This is a genomic window from Bradyrhizobium sp. CCGUVB14 (genome assembly GCF_024199935.1).
Classification (GTDB): domain Bacteria; phylum Pseudomonadota; class Alphaproteobacteria; order Rhizobiales; family Xanthobacteraceae; genus Bradyrhizobium.
This window is the reverse complement of the sequence record NZ_JANADS010000001.1, coordinates 6,263,750-6,283,931: the sequence shown is the minus strand read 5'-3', so window position 1 is coordinate 6,283,931 and position 20,182 is coordinate 6,263,750. Positions and strand designations below refer to the sequence as shown.

Sequence of the window (20,182 nt, the reverse complement as noted above, 5' to 3'; positions counted from 1 at the left end):
ACGCGCTGCCCGTTGCCGCCGCGAGGCGGGGCGGGCCGAATGGGCGACTGCTTAACGCTGTCCTGTGACAGTCATGTGTTATCAATGTTGCCGATGATGCTACGCATGTGATCAAAATGTTATGTGATCGCGTGGCGGAGAAAATCGCGCTGGAATATCAACGTCCTTGAGTGTCGTCCCGATGGCGCGAGCCGGAGGCGCCGGCACGGGCAATCGCACCGTCACATTTCCATTCGGACAAGTAAGGTAAACGGCGCGCTCGCCGCTTTGAGCGGCTGTCAGAGTTTTGCCGGTAGACGTTCATGGCTTCCCCGAATGCGCACGAGTTTGCAGCTCGTTTCAGCCAGAAAACCGGCCTGAAGGCGGATGCGGACAAGCTCGGCAGGTTGAACGGATCCGGTCCCGCCGAGGGCGGCCTGCGCAAGCTCTGGGAAATGAGCGAATTGTCGGCCAGCGAGTTTGCCGACGAGGTCGCGCTGTTCTTCGAGCTGCCGCGGGTCACGCTGCAGGAGATGATGGCGGCGGAATCCCGGGTGCAGCAGTTCTCGCGGCGGTTTCTGCGCGAGATGGCGGTGTTTCCGTGTCAGCCGGCCGGGGGATCGCCGGTGCTTGTGCTGGCCGACCCGACCGATCGCGCGTCGATCCAGGCGGCGGGTATCGTACTTGGGACGGCGCCTATTATTAAAGTGGCCTCGTTCGAGGATATCGGCACCGTACTCGATCAGCGTCTTGGTGAGGAGGACGCTGCAGCCACCGACAACGCCGTAAATGCCACGGTGCAGGACGACGACATCGACAATTTGCGCGACCTCGCCAGCGGCGCGCCGGTCGTCCGGGCCGTCAACGACTTGTTCGAGACGGCGGTGGAGCTGCGGGCCAGCGACATTCACATCGAGCCGGGTCGCTCGTCGCTGACCATACGTATGCGCGTCGATGGTCTGCTGCGCAATGTGGCAACGCCGAGCGGCGTGCCGCCGGCGGCGGTGATCTCCCGCATCAAGATCCTGGCGGGGCTCAACATTGCCGAGCGCCGTTTGCCGCAGGACGGTGGAGCGCGCGTACGTGCGGCGCGATCGGAGATCGACGTGCGCGTCGCGATCATGCCGACGCAGCATGGCGAGTCCGCCGTCATCCGTTTGCTGCCGCGGGATCGCGCGCTGCTGTCGATCGACAAGCTGGGCTTTCTGGCGAGCGATCAGGGCAAATTGCGCCGGATGCTGGCCCTGCCGCACGGCATGATCATCGTCACCGGACCGACCGGCAGCGGCAAGACCACGACGCTCGCGACCGTGCTGTCGCTGCTCAACGAGCCGACACGGAAGATCCTGACCATCGAGGATCCCGTCGAATACGAAATCCCCGGCATTTCGCAATCCCAGGCCAAGCCGTCGATCGGCCTGACCTTTGCGACCGCGCTGCGCTCCTTCGTGCGTCAGGACCCTGATGTGATCATGGTCGGCGAGGTCCGTGATTCCGAGACGGCGCATGTCGCCATCCACGCCGCGCTCACCGGCCATCTCGTGCTGACCACGCTGCACACCGAGACGGCGGCTGCCGCTGTGCCGCGTCTCCTCGATCTCGGCGTCGAGGCATTCCTGCTGCGCTCGACCTTGCGCGCGGTGATCGCGCAGCGTTTGGTGCGTCAGCTCTGCGACCGCTGCAAGACCAGCCGGCCGCTGACCCATGCCGACGTCGAAGCCGACCCGCGCTACACGGCGGTGGGTCTGTCCGTCGGTAACGTCATCTTCGAACCGGCCGGCTGCGAGCGTTGCGGCGGCGTCGGCTATCGCGGCCGTATCGGCGTGTTCGAGGTGCTGGAGATGAACGAAGAGGTCCGCGCGCTGGTCGAGGAGCAGTCCGACTGGGAATCTATCGACAAGGTCGCCATCCGCAACGGCATGACGACGATGATCGAGGACGGCCTTGCAAAATGCCTGTCGGGCATGACCTCGGCGGCGGAGATCCTTCGCGTGACCACCGTGCGGTGACGAGATGCCGAACTTCCGCTATCGCGCCCTGACACAGAAGGGCGAAGTCGTTTCCGGCTCGATCACCGCGGCCGATCTCTCCGAGGTCGCCCAGCGCATCGAATATCTCGGCCTGGTCGCGATCGATGCGGGCCCCGAGGAGGAAGCCAAGGGCTGGTCGCTGTCGCTGGCCTCTCTGACGCTGTCGAAGCCGGGCCCAGCCGACGTCACCATCTTCACCCGCGATCTTGCTCTGCTACTGAAGGCCGGGGCACGGCTCAACGACGCGCTTGAGCTGCTCGCCAACGATATGGATGTGGGCCGGCTGCGGCCCATCATCAACGAGATCAAGAACGCGATCCTGTCGGGCGAAAGCTTTGCCGAGGCACTCGGGCGCGAGCCGACGCTGTTTCCGCCGATGTATGTCGCCCTCGTCAGGGTCGGGGAGATGTCCGGCGGGCTCGATCACATCCTGGAGACGATCGGCATCGAGCGCACGCGGGCCGAGGCCTTGCGGCGCAAGGTCACCGGCGCCCTGCAATATCCCGCCTTCGTGCTGCTCGCGGCCGGCGGCGTCTTGATCTTCTTCGTCACGTTCGTGCTGCCGCAATTCTCCGCCGTGCTGCGTGACTTCAATGCGAAGACGGACCCGGTCATCGAGGTGTTCCTCACGCTGTCCGATATTCTGCGCGGCCATGGCCTCGAGGTTGGCGCCGTGGTCGGCATCGTTGTCATCGGCAGTTGGCTCGCCTGGCGCAGGCCCGGGGTCCGGGCCAGTGTCGTGACGCAACTCGCGCGGCTTCCGGTGATCTCCACGGTCGTGGAATTCCATCGCGCCGCTTTGTTCTCGCGCAATCTCGGCATCCTGCTCGGCAGCGGCGTGACGCTGACGGCGACGCTGCGCATCCTGATCGACATCATGACAGCCACCGGCGACGTGCCGGCCTGGGCGGCGATGGCGGATCGCGTCCGTCACGGTGGTCGGCTCGCCGAAGCGCTGGCCGCCTCGGCCGTGTTGCCGCCGGTCGCGGTGCGCATGCTGCGGCTCGGCGAAGAGACGGGCCAGCTGCCGACGCTGTCAGGCCGAGTCGCGGAATTCTACGAGGAGAAGCTTCAGCGGCAGCTCGATCGCGTCGTGGCCATCATTGGCCCCGCGGCGATCATCCTCATCAGTGTCGTCGTCGGCGGATTGATCGTCTCGGTCATGACGGCGCTGTTGTCGGTTACGCAAGTTGTCGGATGAACAGAGGAGGGCACGCATGATCCGTTTTTCGAGGGGGAGCCTGTTCGCTCCGCCGCGGCGTCGTCGGCGCCGTCGCGGGGAGGAAGGTTTTACGCTGGTCGAAATGCTGGTGGTCATCACCATCATCGGCATGATCATGGCCTTGGTCGGCCCGCGCGTGCTCAATTATCTCAGCGAGTCCCGAGTCAAGGCCGCAAAGATCCAGATCCAGAGTTTTGGCAGCGCGCTCGACCTGTTCTATCTAGATGCCGGCCGCTTCCCGACGAGCTCGGAAGGTCTGGCTGCGCTCGCGCGTCCGATCAGCGGCGTGAACTCCTGGAATGGTCCCTATGTGAAGGGCGGCAGCGTTCCCAACGATCCATGGGGCAATCCTTATGTCTACAAGCAGCCCGGTGAGAAGGATCCTTACGAAATCCGTTCGCTCGGTTCGGATGGCCAGGAAGGCGGAACGGGAACGGCGGGCGATATCACTTCAGTCGCGAAATAGCGGCGAGGCCGGCTTCACGCTGCTGGAGATGGTCTGTGTTCTCGCGATCATGGCGCTGCTCGTTGCCATCGCGCTGCCGCGCATGCCGATATCGACGTCGCGGCCGAAGCTGGAAGCCTACGCGATCCAGATCGCGACCTTGCTCAAGGCCGACCGCAATGCGGCGCTGGGACGCCGGCTCGCGGTCGGCGCCGTCGTCGATGCGCCGGGACGAACGATCAGGGCGGGCTCAAGCCCGAGCATCGTCAGGGTGCCTGACGATGTTGAGTTCGACGCGCTGCTGCCGCAGCGCTGCAACGGGCGCGACGTGCCGTCGACCATCACGTTTCTGCCGAGCGGGATGTCCTGCGGCGGAGCGATACGGCTGACGCGGCTCGGAAGCGGATTCGATGTAAGGGTGAACTGGTTGACGGGAGGGGTAGACATTGTCGCGCAGGATATCGTCCAGGCGTCACAGTGAAGCCGGCTTCACGATGATCGAGGCGGTGGTCGCGCTGGCGCTGGTGTCGATCGTGCTGGCCGCGATCGGCTCACTCGTCGCCAGGAACGTGCGCGGCGCGCAGCAGCTCGAGCAGCATACCGCGTTGATGCAGACGGCGCGGCTGATCGCATCACGTCTGCCGCAGGGCGGTCAGCCGCTTCCGACCGAGCTTGCGGGCAGGGAGGCCGGCTATCGTTGGCAGATGCGGATCTCGTCATTCGTGGATGACGAGACAGCGGTTCCGGATTCGCCGTTCATCCCGCGCCGCATCGAGCTGCGCGTGCAGTCGCCAACCGGTGCGATCGTTTCGCTCGAGACCGTGCGCCTGCAATATCGCGAGGAGCCGCGCCAATGAGGCCGCTCCGGCGCTCAGCGTGGAGATTGACTGCGGGTTTCACCATGTTCGAAGCCCTCGTCGCCATTGCTTTGATGGGATTGGTTCTCGGCGCGCTGGCGAGTGTGACGGGCGAGTGGTTGCCGCCGTGGAATCGTGGCCTGCTCCAGACCCAGCGCAACGAGCAGATGACGATCACGCTCGATCGCCTGGCGGCCGACCTGTCCGCGGCCGAGTTCGTCACGGCTGATCGAACCAGCAACAGGGCGCTGTTTCGAGGTGACGAGGCCGCCGTCACCTTCGTGCGCTCAGCACTGGGTCCGAACAACGGCTCGGGCCTGGAGATCGTGCGGATTGCCGAAACGAGCGACCGCAAGGGTCGGGTGCTGGTGCGATCGCGCGCACCTTTCGTCCTGCTCCCGACTGGGGATCCGCTGGTTGATCCGATACCGTTCGCGGATCCGGTCGTGCTGCTGCGCGCGCCATTCCGCGTCACCTTTGCGTATGACGGCCCCGGTGGGGGGTGGACCGGCAAGTGGCCGAGCTGGGCCAGTATGCCTGCCGCAGTTCGCTTCGACATTCGTGACGGTGACCGCGGAATCGTACTTTCGACCGCCGTCCGTATACGCGCTGAGATGGGAGCGCCGCAGCCGGACCGTGCCGACGACGCTGCCCCTGCGGAGGCTCAAGTCAAACCGAATAACAATGCGCCGGAGGCAAGGTGACCAAGACCTCCGCAACGATCCAAGGTTCGCGCTCCGGTCAGCGCGGGTTCATTGTTGTCGCTGCCCTGTGGCTGCTCGCTGCGCTGGCAGCGCTTGCCTTGGTGAGCTCGGCGTACATGACGCAGTCGGCGATTTCGCTCGCCGCGCTCGATGCGCCCGTGCAGCTCGGGATGATATCATCGGCCGGCATCGAAATGACCGCTTACAGGCTCTCGGCTCCCGCTGCGGTTTCGCGCCCGACGCATGGCGGATTTGCCTTCCGGCTGGCGAACGCGAGCGTGACGATCGAGTATCAGGCGGAGTCGGCACGCATTAATCTCAACATGGCTCCTCAGTCCATGATCAGTGGCCTGTTTTCAGCCCTCGGCGTAGATGCCGATACGGCCGGTCAACTTGCCAACAGAGTGGTCGCGTGGCGGAGCGCGCCCCGGCACAACGGGCAGGACAGCGAAGACGCGCTGTACGTCGCCGCCGGGTTGAACTACCTGCCACGCCATGCTCCCTTCAGTAGCGTCGATGAACTCGCACTCGTGCTGGGTGCGCCTGCGACGCTTTTGCAGCAGGCACGGCCATACTTGACGGTGTATAGCGGAACTGCGGCGATCAACGTGCTGGACGCCGCTCCGCAAGTTATTTCCGCATTGCCCGAGATGAGCTCCACAAAGCTCGACGCATTCTTGAATCAGCGCGACTCATTGCCGTCGACCGATCCGGAATTCGTGCTGGGTGCGCTCGGCGGCAGGGTGGCCGGTGCGTCGGTGGCCGGGAGCGATGCTTATCGCGTTCGGATGCAGATCATCTTGCCCGACGGGCGAAAGAGCATATCGGAAGGCGTCATTATGCTTTCCGGACCCGGCGCGAAGACTGCCTATCGGGTGTTCACCTGGCGGGACGAAATCGATCCAGCGACAGGAGCGGCGCAGCGATGAGCCTGGCGAGTAATGTTACAGCAGCGCTATCCATGTGGATCGACACGGTCGCCGGCATCGTGAGCGCACGGCTTGCGCATGTGAAACCGGTACGTCGCATCGAGGTGGCTGAGGATGAGGCCGGCGCCTTCGCAATGCGGCTCTCATCAGGAACGAAAACCACCGACGGCGATCTTGCTCCCTTTGCGATCGAGATGGCGGACGGTGCCATCGGCAAGGAGCTATCTCCGCTATGGGCCGCCGCGGTTCGCGGTAGTGTGGTCGAATTGCGGTTACAGCCATCCCGCTTCGTGTTCCGTCCCATCGAGCTGCCCGGTCGCGCCGCCGAGTTCCTCGACGGCATCATTCGGGCGCAGATCGATCGCATCACTCCTTGGAACGCGAGCGAAGCGCTCTTCCATTGGACGCCACCGCGTGACATAGGCGGTGATCGCATCGAAACCACGGTGGTGACGACCGGGCGTGCGGCGGCGGCTTCTCTGGCGCAGGCGTTCTCCGATCTGGGCGCCACCGCTGTCGAGATCTCGACCGTGACATCGGATCACGGGAGGATCGTCGTGCTGGACCAGCGCGGCGGCAAGCAGGCCGAAAACCGCCGGCTGCGAACCGGCCTCGTCGCAACGCTCGCGACGACCGGTGTGCTGGCGATGCTGTCGTTTGGGTTCGGCGGGTTCGTCGCCGATTCCTATGACACGCAAGCCCAGCAGATCCAACAGCGGATTTCGGAGCGGCGCGCGATCATGCGGGGCAATCAGACCGGCGCGGGCGGCAGCCCGCTCGAGCTATTGATCCGCCGCAAGCAGAGCACACGCGCCAGCGTGATTGTGATTGATGCGCTGTCGGCGCTGCTGCCCCAGGATACTTATGCGACCGAAGTCCGGATCGAAGGGGACAAACTGCAGATCGTCGGGGTTACCCGCGATGCGCCGTCGCTGATCTCGATCCTGGAGCAGTCGCCACACTTTTCCAGCGCGGGCTTTTTTGCGCCGACGACACACGCCGCTAATGAGCCGGGCGACCGCTTTCACATTGAGACAAAGCTCAAGGCATATTTCGGGTCCGGCACATGATGGGCATGCAGAAAATCCAGGCACTCCTCGGACGGTTTCCGATCGCGGCGGCTGCCGCCTATCTCGCTCTGATCGCTCTGTTTCTGTTTGCCACGATCGGTACAGCGCTCGACATATTGGAGCGGCGTAGTGCAGTTGGGGCGGCCGCCGAGATCCTCGACCGGCTGGAGGTGCGGGGCGCGGAGCGGGTGCCGGCCGCGCGAGCCAACGTCAATATCCCGCCGGGTTCACCCTTTCTCGAGGGCAACAGCGCCTCGCTCGCCGGCGCCGCGTTGCTCCAGCGCCTAGCGGCCGCGACGAAGCGGGTAAGCGGCAATACACTGTCGTCGCAGGTCGATCTCCTTGGGCCGAAGTCGAAGTCAGGCTTCATCACGGCAACCTCAAGCCTGGAAATCGATCCTGTCCAGCTTCAACCGCTTCTCTACGACCTCGAGGCGGGTATGCCGCTTCTGTTCATCGACGAGCTGGTCATCCAGGCGCCGTCGGCATCGACGCAGGGTGGAAAGCTACGCATCGTGCTCGGCGTCTCCGGGCAGCGGCAAAGCCAGAAGTAGGGCGTCCGTTGCGATCATTGTTCACGAGATCGGGCTTGATCAAGTTGCGACGATATCAATATTATCATAGTGTCGCATTTCAGAGAGATGCGAACGTTATTGATCACCGTCAAGTCGATACGGGGAAATGCGTGGAAATACGCGCACTTGCACTGCTGATTGGTTCGTTGCTGATCGGCCATGCCTCGGCGCGGGCCGCGAATACGCCGCTGACGATGGGTGCGCAGGCCGTCGATCCCGGTGGCGGCGATTTGTTCACGCCTAGGTCCGTGGAGCCAACGCCGGCTGTGGCTGCGTCGCCCGCCGCGACGCCGCCCGCAGTGCCTGCTGCCGCAGCTGCGGCTGTGCAATCGAATGAGCACATCACCAGCGGAAATCCGCTCTGGTCAATTCCCATGGCGCGATTGTCCGCGACCCGCGATCAACCGCTGTTCGCGCCGTCGCGCCGTCCGGCGCCGCGCCCCGAACTGCTGGCGCGCCCGGCTCCGGCACCGGTCGCTGCGCCACCGCGGCAAGAGCCTGAGAAGCCGCAGCTCACGTTGCTGGGCACGGTCGCCGGATCGCGTGAGAGGATTGGATTGTTCATCGACCCCACCAGCAAGGCCGTGCTGCGGCTGAAGCGGGGACAGAACCATCAGGGATGGACATTGCACGAGGTGCGGCCCCGTCAGGTCGAGTTGGCCAAGGGGCTGGACAGTACAGTTCTCGACATGCCGCCTCCCGACCTGAAGCCGGGCCCCCCAGCGGCGCTCGCTGCGGCGCCGCCGCCACCTTCGCCGGCGGCGCTCGCCGTCAACGCGAAGTCGCCCGGTATTCCTCCAACGCCAACGAATGCGAACATGCAGCGCGGACAGCTTCCGGCCAATTTAGCCAATCCATTCGCGCAGCAGTGGCCGCGGTAGTCAGTGAACCGTGTCGCACCGGCGGCGGGCGAGCGTATTCGCCTGATCTGAATGCTAGCGATAATCGCGCCAGACCCGAGCGTCGTTGCGGCGGCCGTAGAGATGACAGCCGTACCTCGAACGCACGTGGTCGGACTGTCGCTATTTCCGGGCTGGGAATTCGCGACAATCGATCGAAATTGCACCGTCGTCACGCAATGACCGCATTTTGTCCAACATAACGATCGCTTTTCTTCGCAAATCTGAAATTGTTTTTAGTATCGGTCACAGCAACGATAAGAAACATTCTTACAACGATGGCAAATATGCGTCGCTAGGCAGCGGGCTGCTGTCCTCGCGAGCGCTCGACGTTTTGAGCGTGTGTTTTTGTTCGGGGGTAGACATGCGCGCGACAAATGCGACGGATCTGGCTCGCCTTGAGTCCGCGGCGCAAGATCCCAACGAGAACGTCTACGATCTCGGCCTGAAACAGGATGAAAGAAGCCGCCTTCGCCGCATCGAAGACCTCAAGCGCGAGAACGCGCTTCTGACGCTCGTGTTCGAGCAAACCCAGCTCGAAGTCGAGCGCCTGCGCGAACTCCTCTCCGGCACCTGAAGATCGCTGCGCGTTTCGGCTGGCCGATGTTGCCATGAGCCGCCGGTGCGTCGATCGTTCACTATTTCGCGGCTGCTTTTCTGAAGGTTTCCCGCGCACTCTCCGAACAATATCGTACATCTTGTTTTCGTGGTCGCCGCACCTGCAGCGTCTATGAAGCAGGAAACGCAAGCTGATCCGCAAGTGGTCGCGGAAAGCGTGCAGGCGCGCGCCGCGCCTTGCAGGCTCAGCAAGCGGTACGCAGGCTGAGTACGAAGCGATCATGCGATTGAGAGATGGTCTAGCGATCGCGTGTTATCTGATCTGTTCCACGCTGCTGGGCGGCTGCGGATTTGTTTCGATGTCAGGGCCGGCGAGCGTCGACGTCAAGGCGGAGAATACGAGCGTCCTGCCGTTCGCCATGGTCAAGCTCACCCCCGATATCGTGCATAAGCTGGAGAAGCTCGAGCCGAGCGGTTTGCCTGGCGGTCTAACGGATGCCCGTCCTCCCTCCAGCATCCGTTTCGGCATCGGCGATATCGTTAGCGTCACCATTTTTGAGGCGTCGGCCGGCGGTCTGTACATCCCGCTCGAAGCCGGCGTCCGGCCGGGCAACTTCGTCAACCTCCCTGATCAGGCCGTCGACAACGATGGCAACATCACGGTGCCATATGCCGGCAGGATACGCGCGGCGGGTCGTACCAACGTGCAGATCCAGGATGACATCCTCGCGCAGATCAAGAAGCGCGCGATCGATCCGCAAGTTGTCGTCACATCGAGCCAGCAGCGCTCATCGCTGGTCAGCGTGTTTGGCGAGGTCAGGACGCCGGTACGCTTCCCGATGCCGGCTGCCGGCGCGCAGGATCGCATCACCGACGCGATCACCCGTGCAGGCGGCATCAGCGGCGCCGGCTGGGAAACCTGGGTTGTCCTCGAGCGTAGCGGTAAGCGCGCTACGCTACCGTTCGGAAACCTTGTCTATTTCCCCGCAAGCAACGTCTTCGTGCAGCCGGGGGACCGCATCTATCTCTATCGTGAGCCGATGAAGTTCGTCGCCTTTGGCGCGACCGGCCAGCAAGGTGAATTCAACTTCGACGCATGGCGTATCAATCTGACGCAGGCCGTCGCCAAGGCCGGAGGCCTGCTCGACCTGCAAGCCGACCCGGCCTCGGTGTTTCTCTATCGCCGCGAGCCGCGCGATGTCGCAAGTCAGCTCGGCATTGACTGTTCAAAATACGACGGCGAGACCGTTCCTGTTATCTTCAACGTCAATTTCCAGGACCCTGCGGGCTATTTCGTCGCCACCAAGATGCAGATGCGTCCCTTCGACGTGCTTTATGCCGCCAATGCGCCTCAGGTCGACATCACCAAGGTTCTCAATTTCATCAACACGGCGGTCGGAACGGCCGACAACGGGGCGCTCCTCGTCAACGATATCAAGGTGGTTCGAAGCAGGCTCTGAGTGATGACTGGCGCAACAGGCCGAAGGATGAAGGCGCGCGCCTTTCTGAAATGGGAACGCGTCATTTTCGACGAGTCATGTTAACATGAGAGTCTCAACCGGGGCGGTGTTCGCTGGTGATATCATCGCTCGGCTCCCCGGCATCAGGCACGCTGGCTAATGGAGGCTTCGCGGCATGGGCGATGCTCTGTCGAGGTTTAGATTCTTCCGTCGGGCCGGCCTGGCGGCTTGGCTCGTCGCGACCATGGCGATCCCAGCGATGGCACAGGCGCCAGGTCCGTTTAATTTGCCGGCCAATTCGCCGGCTGGACCTGGGGCGGGCACGATTGTCGGTGGCGCGACCCCCAGTTCCACCGTTCAACGTTGCGTCGATGTTCAGATCGGAGGCGACAGCGCATTCGGCTGTCTGAATGAGAAGCTTCGTCGAGAGGTGGACAAGGTCAATCCGTCGCTCAACCTGCCTCCGATCGATGCGCGATCGTCCGACGTGCGCGTGGGCCTTGGCAACGAGGCGTCCGTCCGCCAACAGTTAGGGTCCAACTACGGTCGCTCAATCACTCCCTATCGTCCGCCGCCCATCGCTAATGTGCTGCCGCATCGCTGATGTCGAAATCTCCTCCCCAAAGCGGGGCCGCGACGCCCGCACGTCAATTGCTGTGGTCCTCGATCGCGGTGTGCCTGCTCGCCATCCTGAGCGAGCAGGTGAGGGCACAACAGGACGAAGCCGGCCAAGGCACCGAAATCAGCGGCGCTCCGTCGGTGGATGCGGACGACAGCACGTTCGAACCACTGGCGCTCGAGCGGTTCGCGCCGCGTGCGCTCACGGCTGCCGATTTTCCGCCGGCCAATCCGCTGCGTGCGAACTACTCATTCCGAAGCAGCGCAGTATTTGGTCGCGACTGGCGCGCCGGCCGTGCCGAGTATCGTCAACTCATCGAGCGTGAATCGCTCGCGTTTGGCCTGCCGCCAGCACTCGTTGATGCCGTGATGGCCGTCGAAAGCAGGTACAATCCGAACGTCGTCGGCTTGGACGGCGAGGTCGGATTGATGCAGGTGATGCTGCCGACGGCCCGGATGATGGGATTTGCCGGCACACCATCGGAGCTCGCCACGCCCGAAGTCAACGTCCACTATGGCGTCCAATACCTCGCCGGCGCCTGGCGCAGGGCCGGCGGCGATCTGTGCACGGCGACGATGAAATATCGTGCCGGCCACGGCGAGACGCGGTTCTCCTATTTGTCGGTCGAATATTGCACGCGTGTTCGCGCGCATCTGGCAGCAAACGGCGTTGCCATCACCGGCTCTATTCCGCAGCCGACGTTCGGAAGGTCGTCCGCCAGCGCTGGTGGTGGGAGTAATGGCGGCGCCACCCGTGGCCGGATCCGGACCGCCGTCGGCAGTACGATCAATTTCGCAGAGCTCAACACGCGTCTGCGCAGCGCAGCCGAGCGAAAATTGCCCTCCGATCTACGTTGATCAGGCGTTTATCGATCTCATACTGCTGAGATAAGTTGGCGGTCCTGGATCAAGCGCGGGGTATCATGCCCGCTTTTTGCCGCCCATCGGACGCCGACGCCGCACCGCAGGCGTCGGACGGCTGGTCGATAGCGCTTGGCCAATCGCGCGCCAGCATTTTACAGCATCGCGGAACGCATGTTCATGGGCGGTGCTTCTGCCCCGCCAGTCCATCAGCTGTTCGGCATCCGCAATCGTCGCCTCACCCGATTTGAGGCGCATGATCCATGACAATGCCTCACGGATTAACGGATCTAAGTGATCGACCTGATGGTTTCGCTTCGTCACGACCCAGCGCTTTCCCGCCCATGCCGGTCATGAGCGGATGGCCCCGATCGACATATCTCTTTATCTGAGACGATACGGCGCGCTGAAAACCGAATTTGCCGCGTACGGGTCGTTTGAGGCGCTCGGCGCAATGCTCGACCGCCTGCTTGAGATCGGTCTCGACGGTCCGGACCGTGACGCCGAGGAGGACCGCGATCTCGCGGTTGGGCAGGCCCTCGATGCGCGAGAGCATCAGGACGCGGCGCCGGCGCTCCGGCAGCTCGGCGATCGCGCGCTTGAGCTGCTCGACGTCTGAACGATCCTCGATCACGCGCGCAGCATCCGGCCGATCGTCCGGGATCTCGAGCACGGCATCGACTTCGTCGGAGGTCAGGCGGCGCTTCTCGGCGCGGCGGCGGTCGGTGGCGATATTGAGGGCGATCCGAAACAAATAAGCCTTGGGGCTGCGCACGGTCCCGATCTCCCGCATGCCGGCGAGACGGAGATAGGTTTCGTTGAGGGCCTCGGAGGCGAGGTCCGGCGAGCCGAGGCGGCGCGTCAGTCGCCGGTCGAAGTCGACATATTCGGCGAGCAGCAGGCTGCGCAGGTTGGAGATGATGTCGATCGTCATGTTACGCCCCACTTATTAAACCCCGAATTTTGCGGGACGGTAGAGAGGGCGCACAACGATAATGTGACGAACTGTTAGTCAATAACAGTTGTCTAACGATAGTCGTGTTATGTTGCGTGAAATCACCACACCGATGATCGCGACGCGTCGCGCAGCGCGAGAATCTTTTCGCAACCGCCGCGAACGCGACGTCTACCGGATAAGGCCCGGCACACTGGTGCATCCCGGTTGGTTCGGGCTGTCCGAACATCACTGCGGTCGGCACAGGCTGGCCGCAATGCGAGAACGATATCGAGGCTGTGGTGAATTCGCGTGGTCTGTATGAGAGGAGCGCGCGTCGCCATGCGCGTCTTCGGTTGCGCGATGTGCGGAGAAGCCGGTCGGCCGCCGCATGCGCTTCGCAGCTCGTTCTCTGCGGTCTGTTGATCTGCGCAGTCTGTGCGAGGCCCGCGGTGGCGAAGACCGAGGCCGGCGCCGCCAAGCCTGCTCCGGCGAAGCCCGCAGAGGGCACGCCGGCCAAGAATGCCACGGAGCCAGGCAAACCGGCGGCTCCGGAGGCTCATTTCGATATCGACGAGTTTCGCGTCGAGGGCGCGGACAATCTGCCGCAGATCGAGGTCGAGGCGGCGGTCTATCCCTTCCTCGGTCCGAACAAGAGCGCACAGGACGTCGAGAAGGCACGCGCCGCGGTGGAGAAGGCCTATCACGACAAGGGTCTGCAGACCGTGAGCGTGGGAGTCCCGCAGCAGGATGCGCAGCGCGGATTCATCGTGCTCAAGGTCACCGAGAGCCGCGTCGGGCGTCTGCGCGTCAAGGACTCGCGCTATTTCGACCTCAAGAACATCAAGGACAACGCCCCCTCGCTGAAGGAGGGGACGCTGCCGAACTTCCAGGATGTGACGAAGGATATCGTCGCGCTCAATCGCTGGGCCGACCGGCGCATCACGCCGGCGCTGCGCGCGGGTGTCGCGCCCGGCACGGTCGACGTCGATCTCAATGTCGAGGATACGTTTCCGCTGCATGGCAGCATCGAGCTCAACAACAAGCAGAGCCCGAGCACGACGCCGCTACGGTCGAGCGTCTCGATGCACTATGACAACCTCTGGCAGCTTGGCCATTCCATGACCTGGACCTACCAGGTCGCGCCGATGAATCCGAAGGACGCGATGGTGGTCTCCGGCTCGTATCTGGCGCGTACCGAGATCGACTGGCTCAGCGTTCTCGTCTACGGCCTGGTCTCGGACAGTTCGGTGGCAACCGTCGGCGGCGCGAACGTGGTCGGCCCGGGCCAGGTGATCGGCGGACGCGCGGTACTGACACTGCCCACGAAGGGCGACCTGTTTCAGACCTTGTCACTCGGCGTCGACTACAAGGATTTCAAGCAATCGCTGAAGCTTGGCAGCGACGCCTTCGACTCGCCGGTGACTTATGTGCCGCTGGTCGCGAGCTACGGTGCGACCTGGCAGGGCGAGGGGCATCTGACGCAGCTTAATGCCACCGTCACCACCGGTCTGCGTGGCGTTGGCTCGAGCCGCGATGAGTTCGACGCCAAGCGCTTCGATGCCACGGCGAGCTTCATCACGTTGCACGCGGATATCTCGCACACCCAGGATTTCGCCGGCGGCTTCCAGCTCTACGCAAAGCTCCAGGGCCAGGCGGCCGACCAGCCGCTGGTGTCGAGCGAGCAGCTCAGCCTCGGCGGACAGGACACGGTGCGCGGCTATCTCGAATCCGAGGTACTCGGCGATTACGGCGTCGCCGGGACGCTGGAGCTGCGCACGCCCAACCTCGCGCAATACATGCAGCAGAAGCTGCCCAACCCGCTCGGCGAATCCATCAAGTACAACGCGTTCGACGAATGGCGCTTCTTCGCGTTCGTCGACGGCGGTAACGCCCGGATCTTTGAGCCGCTGATCGACCAGCAGTCGCATTTCGACCTCGCCAGCTATGGTGTCGGCATGCGGATGAAATCTCTTCGCTATCTCAACAGCATTATTTTCGTCGGTATGCCGCTGACCAGCCAGCAGGTCACCGTCGCCAACCATCCACGGTTCAGCTTTCGGGTCTGGGGAGAATTCTAGATGTCGCTCCTTCGCTTTGGATCACGCCGTGGATACGGCCTGAGCGCACCGGTGATGCTGCTTCTCGTTCTCATGGCAGTGTTGTGGCCGAAGCCCGCGTCCGCGTGGTGGAACGACCAGTGGACGCTGCGCAAGAAGATCACCATCGACACCGGCCAGTCCGGCGCCGGCATCAGCGACGCCATCGGCTCGGCGCCGGTGCTGGTGCGCCTGCATGTCGGTAATTTCCGCTTCGGCGCGGCGAAGGAGGATGGCGGTGATCTCCGCTTCATCGCCGGGGACGACAAGACGCCGCTCAAGCATCACGTCGAGAAATACGACTCTCTGCTCGGCGAGGCGCTGGTGTGGGTCAGTGTTCCCGATCTGAAGCCGGGCACGAAGAACGACATCTGGCTCTACTACGGAAACCAGAAGGCGCCGGCCGCGGTCGACGCCAAGGGCACCTACGATCCCGACACTCTGCTGGTCTATCATTTCAACGACCGCGGCACGCCGGCGCAGGACATCACCGCCTGGGCGAACTCCGCACAGAACGCGGTGCCCGCGGCCGACGGTGCGATCATCGGGCAGGGCGCGCGCCTCGACGGGCAGACCGCGATCGCGCTTCCCGGCTCTCCCTCGCTCGTGCTCGCGGAAGGCGGCGAACTGACCTGGTCGATCTGGGTCAAGATGACTGCGCCGCAGCCGGGCGCCGTGCTGTTCTCCCGTACCGAGGGGGCGAACGCCCTCACGGTCGGCTTGGACAACGGTGTTGCGTTTGTCGAGGTCGCGAATGGCGGCAACACGCAGCGCAGCGCCGGCGGCGCGGCGATTGCGGCCGCCGGCTGGCATCAGGTCGCCTTTACGGCCAAGGGCGGACAGATCGCGCTCTATGTTGACGGCAGCCAGACCGCAACGCTGGCGGCAAGCCTGCCGACCATGACGGGTGTGGCCCAACTCGGTGCGGCTGCGGCCGCGCCAGCAGCCCCTGCTGCGGACGCCGCGGCGGCTCCGGCCGCAGGCGATGCGGCGGCGCCGCCAGCGGCTGCACCGGCGAGTGCGGCCGTCGGCTTTGCCGGCGACGTCGACGAATTCCAGATCGCAAAGGTCGCGCGTCCTGCCGGCTTCATCAAGCTCGAGGCGATCGGGCAGGGGCCGGATCAAGCCAAGCTGATCTCGTTCAGCGTCGACGAGGAGACGTCGGGTTGGTTCAGCGGCGGCTATTTCGGCGTGATCCTGCGCTCGGTGACGCTCGATGGCTGGGTCGTCATCGGCCTGCTCGCGATCATGGCCTTCATCAGCTGGTACGTCATGGTCGATCGCATCTCGTATCTCAATCGCGTCTCACGCGGCAACGAGCTGTTCCTCGGGCATCTCCGCCAGACCTCGACCGATATCGGCGGGCTGCTGCAGCTCGACAGCGAGGAGAACGATCCGAGCTTCGGCGGTGAGATGGGCAAGAAGCAGCGCAAGGCGGTCCACGGCGCGCCGCTGTATCGCCTGTTCGCAGCCGGTGCGCAGGAGATCCGGCGTCGCTTCGCTGGCGGCGGTTATCGCCGGCTGTCGCCGCAGGCGATCCAGTCGATCCGCGCCGTGCTCGACAGCGGCTTCGTGCGGGAGAGCCAGCGCCTCAACCGCCTGATGGTGATGCTGACCATCGCGATCTCGGGCGGTCCGTTCCTGGGCCTGCTCGGCACCGTGGTCGGCGTCATGATCACCTTTGCGGCGATCGCGGCGAGCGGCGACGTCAATGTTAACGCGATTGCGCCGGGCATCGCGGCCGCGCTGGTCGCCACCGTCGCCGGCCTCGGCGTCGCGATCCCCTCGTTGTTTGCCTACAACTATCTGACGATCCGCATCAAGGACGTCTCCAGCGAGATGCAGGTCTTCGTCGACGAGTTCATCACGCGCATCGCGGAATCCTACGAGCTGCCGGATGAGCCGGTGAAGCAGGCGGCGGAGTAGATCCATGCAAGTCCAATCCGAGAGCAAGCCGTACGACGACATCAACATCACGCCGATGCTCGATCTCGCTTACGTGCTCCTGGTGATCTTCATCATCATGACCACGGCGACCGTACAAGGCATGAAGGTGAACCTGCCGAAGGCGAGCGCGGCGCCGTCGCTCGCACAGCAGACCACCAAGGCGATCACGGTCGCCAATGACGGCAAGCTGTTCCTCGACACCATTCCCGTCACGCTGCCCGAGCTCGAGCAGCGGCTGGTGCAGCAGCGCGCATTGACGCCGGAGTTTCCGATCGTGGTGCGCGGCGACGCCCAGACCCAGTACCAGAACGTCGTCGACGTGCTCGACATGCTCGGCCGCCTCAACTTCACCCAGGTCGGCATGGCGACCAAGCCGGTGGCCCGGTGAACGAAAGCGCATGTGACGCCGATGGACCCGCGCGACACCAACGAGGAAAACGAAGGACCGGCCTGGCGGCGCTATTTGCTGCTGGGCGGTGGCGGTCTGCTCGTCATCGCGCTGATGGTCGGCGGCATCATGGTGCTGATGAGCGGCGACAAGAATCCGCCGCGCAAGGTGAACGAGCTCCAGGTCACGATGATCTTGCCGCCGCCACCACCTCCGCCTCCACCGCCGCCACCGGAAAAGCAGCCCGAGGACAAGGTGGTCGAGCAGACTCCTGTCAAGCAGGAGATGATCGAGGAGAAGCCGGTCGACATCCCGAAGGATGCGCCGCCGGATGCGCCCGACACGCCGATGGACGCTCCGCCCTCGCTCGAAGCCAACACGGCGGGGCCGGGCACGCTGAAGGGCGGCAAGGGCGGCCTGATCGGCGGAGGTGGCGGCGGTGGTGGTGGCAGCAGCAAATGGGGTTGGTACGCGAGCATCGTGCAGGCCCAGATCGAGGCGGCGCTGCGCGCCAACGACAAGACGCGTCACGCCGTGATGCGGGTCAGGGTCCGGTTGTGGCCGGATGCGACCGGCCGGATCACGCGCGTGCAGCTGGTGTCTTCGACCGGAAATGGCGAGCTCGACGCGGTGATCCGCGACCAGGTGCTCAACGGCATGACGTTGCGTGAGCCGCCGCCGAAGGAAATGCCGATGCCGATCGTGATGCAAGTCACGGCGCATAGTCCGGGATGAGAAGAGGGCGGAACGGCGAGAGCCGTCGCCGCAAACGGGTTGAAGAGTGAAGAAGGGTTGATGCTATGTGGCGTGCAGAGATGACAAAGCGACAGCTTGCGGGAACCGCAGCTATCCTGCTTGCGCTTTCCGTTCCCGCGTCGGCCCAGGACGATACACCGACGGGCAAGCGTCCCACCGTTTCGCGCGACGCACCGCCGTCGTCGAATGCGACCGTCAATTTGATCAACCTCCTGGTGAAGCAGGGCACGCTGAGCGAGGATCAGGCTGCGGCTCTGATCAAGCAGGCTGACGACGAGGCCTATGTCGCCCGCCAGGCGACGCGCGACGCCACGACCAAAGCGGAGGGTGCCGCGAAGGCAGCCACGACCGCGACGGACGCGGTCTCTCCGCCCGGCATAAAGCGTGTCACTTATGTCCCCGAGATCGTCAAGAAACAGCTGCGCGACGAAATTCGCGCCGAAGTCATGGCGAAGGCGGAGAAGGAGAACTGGGCGTCTCCAGGCAAATATCCGGAATGGGCACAGCGGATCCGGTTCTACGGCGACATCCGTGCGCGATACGAGGGCGATCATTTTCCCGCTGGTAACCTGCCGCAGGAGAACTACAACGCGATCAACACGGGAAACCCGTTTCAAGAGGAGAATGGCAACTTCCCACCCAATCTCTATTTCCCGCCGTTCTACAACGTGACCCAGGATCGAAACCGTTTCCGCTTCCGCGCCCGTCTTGGCGCCGACGTCGATCTGTCCGACGGCTTCTCGGCGGGCCTGCGGATCGCAACGGGCGATAGCAGCTCACCGGTCTCCACCAACCAGACGTTTGGCGGGAATGGCGGGAATTTCTCCAAATACGCGCTTTGGCTCGATCGCGCCTTCATCAGGTACCAGCCTGTGCAGGATTTCGTTGCCACTGTCGGCCGGTTCGACAACCCGTTCTGGTCGCCGACCGATCTCGCCTGGTACAAGGATCTCGGTTTCGACGGATTTGCTATCCAGGCCAAGCACGAAGTCGACGAGGGCTTCACACCCTTCTTTGTCGGCGGTGCCTTTCCGATCTTCAACACAGATTTGAACGCGGGGCTCAACACTGTCGACCTGAACGGACCGATCAAGTCTCCCAGCCGCGATAGGTGGCTGTTGGGTGCGCAGACCGGCTTCGGCGCCAGGTTTGATCCCGAGACCAACCTGAAACTGGCGGTGGCCTATTACGACTTCACCAACCTGCGCGGCAAGCTGTCGAGCTCCTGCCTGGTCATTACCGTCATTGACAGCTGCGACACAGATTTGTTGCGTCCCCTGTTCGCGCAGAAGGGCAACACCTACATGCGGCTACGCGACATTCCGACGTTGACGACGCCCGTCACCACGCTGGACTACCAGTTCTATGGGCTGGCTACCGACTTCCGGCCGGTTGTCGCCAGTGCCCAGCTCGACTTCGCCCAGTTCAATCCGATCCACATTACTCTCGATGCGGAATACGTCTGGAACACGGCATTCGATCGCGCAGCCGTGGCAGCCGTTGCGGTGAACAATTTTGCCGGTACATCGACCGGCGCGGCTGGCCCTTTCAACGGTGGCAACCAGGGTTGGCTCGCGCGTCTCACCGTGGGTGACAAGGAGATCAAGCATCTCTGGGACTGGAATGCCCATGTCGGCTACAAATATCTCCAGTCCGACGCAACGGTCGACGCATTCGTCGATTCCGATTTCGGGCTCGGCGGCACCAATCTCAAGGGTTACTTCATCGGCGGCAATGTCGGCCTCGCCGAGAATGTCTGGGCTTCAGTGCGCTGGATGAGCGCCAACAGCATTGCCGGGCTGCCTTACGCCGTCGACGTCGTCCAGCTCGATCTCAACGCGAGGTTCTGAT

The 20,182-nt window shown here is 63.6% G+C and carries 21 protein-coding genes; 19 read left to right on the top strand and 2 right to left on the bottom strand.

What is annotated here, in order from left to right:
* The first annotated feature begins 302 nt into the window (after positions 1-302).
* The 14 genes from NLM32_RS29450 (at position 303) to NLM32_RS29385 (ending at position 12,204) form a co-directional block, all read left to right on the top strand.
* Positions 303-1,988, top strand: a complete 1,686-nt coding sequence (locus tag NLM32_RS29450; RefSeq protein ID WP_375143578.1) for a GspE/PulE family protein — start codon at positions 303-305, stop codon at positions 1,986-1,988.
* A 4-nt stretch (positions 1,989-1,992) separates the two neighbouring features.
* Positions 1,993-3,210 (top strand): type II secretion system F family protein, encoded by a 1,218-nt coding sequence (locus NLM32_RS29445; RefSeq protein WP_254132266.1) that lies wholly within the window; start codon positions 1,993-1,995, stop codon positions 3,208-3,210.
* Positions 3,211-3,226: 16 nt separating this feature from the next.
* The gene (gene gspG, locus NLM32_RS29440) at positions 3,227-3,697 is read left to right on the top strand and encodes a type II secretion system major pseudopilin GspG (RefSeq protein WP_254132265.1); all 471 of its coding nucleotides are present in this window, start codon (positions 3,227-3,229) and stop codon (positions 3,695-3,697) included.
* Positions 3,642-4,157: a prepilin-type N-terminal cleavage/methylation domain-containing protein gene (locus NLM32_RS29435; RefSeq protein WP_254132264.1), complete on the top strand. Its 516-nt coding sequence runs from the start codon at positions 3,642-3,644 to the stop codon at positions 4,155-4,157. The genes gspG and NLM32_RS29435 overlap by 56 nt, the downstream gene beginning before the upstream one ends.
* Entirely contained in the window at positions 4,123-4,533 is a 411-nt protein-coding gene (locus NLM32_RS29430) for a prepilin-type N-terminal cleavage/methylation domain-containing protein (protein WP_254132263.1), read from the top strand. The genes NLM32_RS29435 and NLM32_RS29430 overlap by 35 nt, the downstream gene beginning before the upstream one ends.
* The gene (locus tag NLM32_RS29425) at positions 4,530-5,237 is read left to right on the top strand and encodes a type II secretion system protein J (protein ID WP_375143577.1); all 708 of its coding nucleotides are present in this window, start codon (positions 4,530-4,532) and stop codon (positions 5,235-5,237) included. The genes NLM32_RS29430 and NLM32_RS29425 overlap by 4 nt, the downstream gene beginning before the upstream one ends.
* A complete protein-coding gene (locus NLM32_RS29420) occupies positions 5,234-6,166 on the top strand; it encodes a general secretion pathway protein GspK (protein ID WP_254132261.1) in 933 nt (310 codons plus the stop codon). Before NLM32_RS29425 ends, NLM32_RS29420 begins: the two co-directional genes overlap by 4 nt.
* A gap of 32 nt (positions 6,167-6,198) precedes the next feature.
* The gene (locus tag NLM32_RS29415) at positions 6,199-7,236 is read left to right on the top strand and encodes a PilN domain-containing protein (RefSeq protein WP_254132260.1); all 1,038 of its coding nucleotides are present in this window, start codon (positions 6,199-6,201) and stop codon (positions 7,234-7,236) included.
* Positions 7,237-7,241: 5 nt separating this feature from the next.
* Positions 7,242-7,790, top strand: a complete 549-nt coding sequence (gene gspM, locus NLM32_RS29410) for a type II secretion system protein GspM (protein WP_254132259.1) — start codon at positions 7,242-7,244, stop codon at positions 7,788-7,790.
* Positions 7,791-7,825: 35 nt separating this feature from the next.
* Positions 7,826-8,692 carry a hypothetical protein gene (locus NLM32_RS29405; RefSeq protein WP_254132258.1) on the top strand — a complete coding sequence of 289 codons (867 nt, stop codon included), beginning with the start codon at positions 7,826-7,828 and terminating at the stop codon, positions 8,690-8,692.
* A 208-nt stretch (positions 8,693-8,900) separates the two neighbouring features.
* A complete protein-coding gene (locus tag NLM32_RS29400; protein ID WP_254132257.1) occupies positions 8,901-9,287 on the top strand; it encodes a hypothetical protein in 387 nt (128 codons plus the stop codon).
* Positions 9,288-9,627: 340 nt separating this feature from the next.
* Positions 9,628-10,728 carry a polysaccharide biosynthesis/export family protein gene (locus NLM32_RS29395; RefSeq protein ID WP_254132256.1) on the top strand — a complete coding sequence of 367 codons (1,101 nt, stop codon included), beginning with the start codon at positions 9,628-9,630 and terminating at the stop codon, positions 10,726-10,728.
* Positions 10,729-10,903: 175 nt separating this feature from the next.
* Entirely contained in the window at positions 10,904-11,332 is a 429-nt protein-coding gene (locus NLM32_RS29390) for a hypothetical protein (RefSeq protein ID WP_254132255.1), read from the top strand.
* Complete coding sequence (locus tag NLM32_RS29385; RefSeq protein ID WP_254132254.1) at positions 11,332-12,204, top strand: lytic transglycosylase domain-containing protein; 873 nt, start codon at positions 11,332-11,334, stop codon at positions 12,202-12,204. Before NLM32_RS29390 ends, NLM32_RS29385 begins: the two co-directional genes overlap by 1 nt.
* A gap of 63 nt (positions 12,205-12,267) precedes the next feature.
* On the opposite strand, the gene NLM32_RS46405 is transcribed toward NLM32_RS29385, so the two are convergent.
* Positions 12,268-12,465, bottom strand: a complete 198-nt coding sequence (locus NLM32_RS46405; RefSeq protein ID WP_375143576.1) for a FecR/PupR family sigma factor regulator — start codon at positions 12,463-12,465, stop codon at positions 12,268-12,270.
* Between the two features lie 16 nt (positions 12,466-12,481).
* Entirely contained in the window at positions 12,482-13,141 is a 660-nt protein-coding gene (locus NLM32_RS29380; protein WP_254132253.1) for an RNA polymerase sigma factor, read from the bottom strand.
* A gap of 452 nt (positions 13,142-13,593) precedes the next feature.
* On the opposite strand from NLM32_RS29380, the gene NLM32_RS29375 reads away from it, so the two are divergent.
* The 5 genes from NLM32_RS29375 to NLM32_RS29355 all read left to right on the top strand — a co-directional run bounded on the left by NLM32_RS29375 (position 13,594) and on the right by NLM32_RS29355 (position 20,181).
* Positions 13,594-15,222 (top strand): ShlB/FhaC/HecB family hemolysin secretion/activation protein, encoded by a 1,629-nt coding sequence (locus NLM32_RS29375; protein ID WP_254132252.1) that lies wholly within the window; start codon positions 13,594-13,596, stop codon positions 15,220-15,222.
* Positions 15,223-17,166 (top strand): DUF2341 domain-containing protein, encoded by a 1,944-nt coding sequence (locus tag NLM32_RS29370; protein ID WP_254132251.1) that lies wholly within the window; start codon positions 15,223-15,225, stop codon positions 17,164-17,166.
* Positions 17,167-17,170: 4 nt separating this feature from the next.
* The gene (locus NLM32_RS29365; protein ID WP_027559757.1) at positions 17,171-17,575 is read left to right on the top strand and encodes a biopolymer transporter ExbD; all 405 of its coding nucleotides are present in this window, start codon (positions 17,171-17,173) and stop codon (positions 17,573-17,575) included.
* Between the two features lie 21 nt (positions 17,576-17,596).
* The gene (locus tag NLM32_RS29360) at positions 17,597-18,310 is read left to right on the top strand and encodes an energy transducer TonB (protein WP_254135447.1); all 714 of its coding nucleotides are present in this window, start codon (positions 17,597-17,599) and stop codon (positions 18,308-18,310) included.
* 80 nt (positions 18,311-18,390) lie between these two features.
* Positions 18,391-20,181: a putative porin gene (locus tag NLM32_RS29355; RefSeq protein ID WP_254132250.1), complete on the top strand. Its 1,791-nt coding sequence runs from the start codon at positions 18,391-18,393 to the stop codon at positions 20,179-20,181.
* Position 20,182 lies beyond the last annotated feature (1 nt).